The sequence below is a fragment of the Rhodobaculum claviforme genome, from assembly GCF_016653255.1.
Classification (GTDB): Bacteria; Pseudomonadota; Alphaproteobacteria; order Rhodobacterales; family Rhodobacteraceae; genus Rhodobaculum; species Rhodobaculum claviforme.
The window spans coordinates 1-2,550 of sequence record NZ_NHSD01000001.1 but is presented as its reverse complement, the minus strand read 5'-3'; the positions used below and the strand labels follow the sequence as shown (position 1 = coordinate 2,550).

Genomic DNA, 2,550 nt, shown 5'->3' with positions numbered 1-2,550 from the left:
CTCGAGACCCTCAGCGAATGGATGGATGTGAGCACCTTCCAGCGCGACAACGGCGCCATCGCCGTGATGGGCAAGATGAGCGACGGCTCCACGAAGATGATGGTCGATAGCCGCGAGGTGCAGTTCGACTTCTCCAAGGCGAGCGCGCTTGGGCCGGTCGCGACGTCAAGCGATGGGTTTCCCACGCTTTCATCCGCCCCGTCGCCGGCGGCTGCATCGGATCAGCTCGGTCCGAACACGGGCGGCAAGCTGGGTGCCCTGCTGGATGTCCGCGACAACATGCTGACCGACTTCCACCGCGACCTCGACCGCCTGACCCAGGTGGTGCGCGATCGGGTCAACGCGGCCCATAACCAAGGCACCTATCAGAACCAAGGCCAGGCGACTTTGACGGGCTCCGCCGACATCAGCTCGGACACCTTTTCCAGCCCGGCCACCGGCAGCCTGACCGTCAACTACACCAATGCCTCGAACGAGGTGATCGGGTCGGCGACCGTCTCGATCGCCGGCGACACCTCCGTGGCGGACGTCCAGGCATCTCTCGCCGGCACGCTCGCCAGCACGGTCAACGCCGACGGGCAATTGGAATTGAGCCTTCCAGGCGGCGCCCCCGCCGGCGCGACCGGCTTCACGCTCAACACCGGCGACGCCACGATCGCCTCGACGGAGCTTGGCGACACGCGCGGCTTCTCGCACTACTTCGGCCTGAACAACCTGTTCGAGACGCCGGATCTACCGCTCCTGCCCAGCGCTGGCGCGGGCGACATCACCGGCGCGGCCGGCGACATCCAGGTGCGCAGCGATATCAAGCAAGACTCGGCCAACCTGTCCTATGGGAGCGCCACCCAATATCCCAGCCCGGCCCCCGCGACCAACCCGCCCGCCGTCTACGCCGGCGACAACACGGTGGCCCAGGCGATGGCCGACTCGTTCGAGGACCGGAGCACGATCGCCGCAAGCGGCGGCAACCTGCGTAACGTCAACACGACGATGAGCGGCTACGCGGCCGATTTGCTGTCCTTCCAGGCGAGCGAAACGTCGCGCACCGATACCGCGCGCGACTTCCAACAGACGATGTACGACGAACTCAAGTTCCGGTCGGACTCGAAGAGCGGCGTCAACATCGATGAAGAGCTGTCGAACATGCTGGTGTTCGAACAGGCCTACAACGCTTCCGCCCGGGTCATTTCGACCGTCCAGCAAATGTTCGACACACTCGACCGGATGATGAACTAGGAACCCAGGCCATGACCTCCATCGGCAGCTACGCGCAGAACCAGTTCGTTCTCCGCAACAACCTGGACGCCCAGGAGCGGGTGCAGAATTACCGTATCCAGGCGGCCACCGGCTACAAGTCGCAGGGCTACGACGGCATTTCCGCCGACACCCGCCGGCTCGAAAGCCTGGAACAGCAGCACTCGGCCAACGCGGCCTTCACCAAGAACATCAAGCGCACGGAACTGCGTCTGCAGACGATGGAAACATCGATCGAAGGGCTGCAGGACATCGCCGAGAAATTCCAGACAACGCTGCTGAGCGCTGCCAACGGCGAAAACCTGAAAGCCCTCGATCTCGGCAAGATCGCTGGCGACTTCCGGGAGCAAGCGGTTGCCTTGATCAACGAGGAAGTGGAAGGACGCTTCCTGTTCTCTGGCACCGCGACCCAGACGCGGCCGGTCAGCACCGATCCCGGCGGCGCGGCGATCACCGGGATCGCCGCGCAGGAACTTTACTACCACGGCAATGCCGACACGCTCTCCGTACGCGCTGACGCCGGTGTGACGCTGGACTACGGGATCACCGCCGCGCCGGGAACCGACAACGGGATGGAAGAGCTCCTGACCGCTCTGACAACCGTGATCAACAACCCCTCCGATGTGAGCGAGGTCAACGCCGCCCTGGACGCGCTGACCGGAGAGGCCAACACCGCTGGCGGTGCCATCGCAAAGCTCTCCGATACGCGCGCGCAGATCGGCAGTTCAATCGACCTGATGGAAGGCATCCGTGTTCAGCAGGAAGGCAGCCAAGTCGACGTCGAGACCGGCATCTCGGACATCGAAGGCACCAATTTCAGCCGCACGATGACCCTGTTGGCCGAACAGCAAACCACCCTCGACACTTCTTACGCGGTGACGGCCCGGCTCGCACGGACGTCGCTGCTGAACTTCCTGTAGCCCCTAGCTTTCCTGACCGGAAAGGAACTCCTTGATGGCCCCATACGACACCCACGCCACCCTCGCACACGCCGACGCTTCCACCTGCACGGCCTCGCGGGAGGAACAGATGCACACCCGCTTCGGCACGCTCACCATCAAACCCGAGCACAAACTGGAGATGCCGAAAGGACCGTTCGGCTTCGCGGGCTACACACAGTTCGCCCTCGCCGACGTGCCGAACCAGGCAGCCAGTCAGTTCCGCATCCTGCAATCGCTGGAAGACGCGAGCGTCAGCTTCATCGTGCTGCCAATCGCCGCGGACAACGGCTGGATCGACGCCAAGGACTTCCAGGCGGCCTGCCAAAGCTACTGCTTCGATCCGAACACCAGCGGA

The 2,550-nt window shown here is 64.0% G+C and carries 3 protein-coding genes; all 3 read left to right on the top strand.

The window, feature by feature from the left end:
• Nucleotides 1–1,236: FlgK family flagellar hook-associated protein (locus CCR87_RS00015; protein WP_207186490.1), on the top strand; the 1,236-nt coding region annotated here is incomplete at its 5' end.
• 11 nt (nucleotides 1,237–1,247) lie between these two features.
• Nucleotides 1,248–2,174, top strand: coding sequence for a flagellin (locus CCR87_RS00010; RefSeq protein ID WP_027289060.1), 927 nt, complete (start codon nucleotides 1,248–1,250; stop codon nucleotides 2,172–2,174).
• A gap of 34 nt (nucleotides 2,175–2,208) precedes the next feature.
• On the top strand, nucleotides 2,209–2,550 hold a 342-nt coding region (locus tag CCR87_RS00005), incomplete at its 3' end, for a hypothetical protein (RefSeq protein ID WP_201155304.1).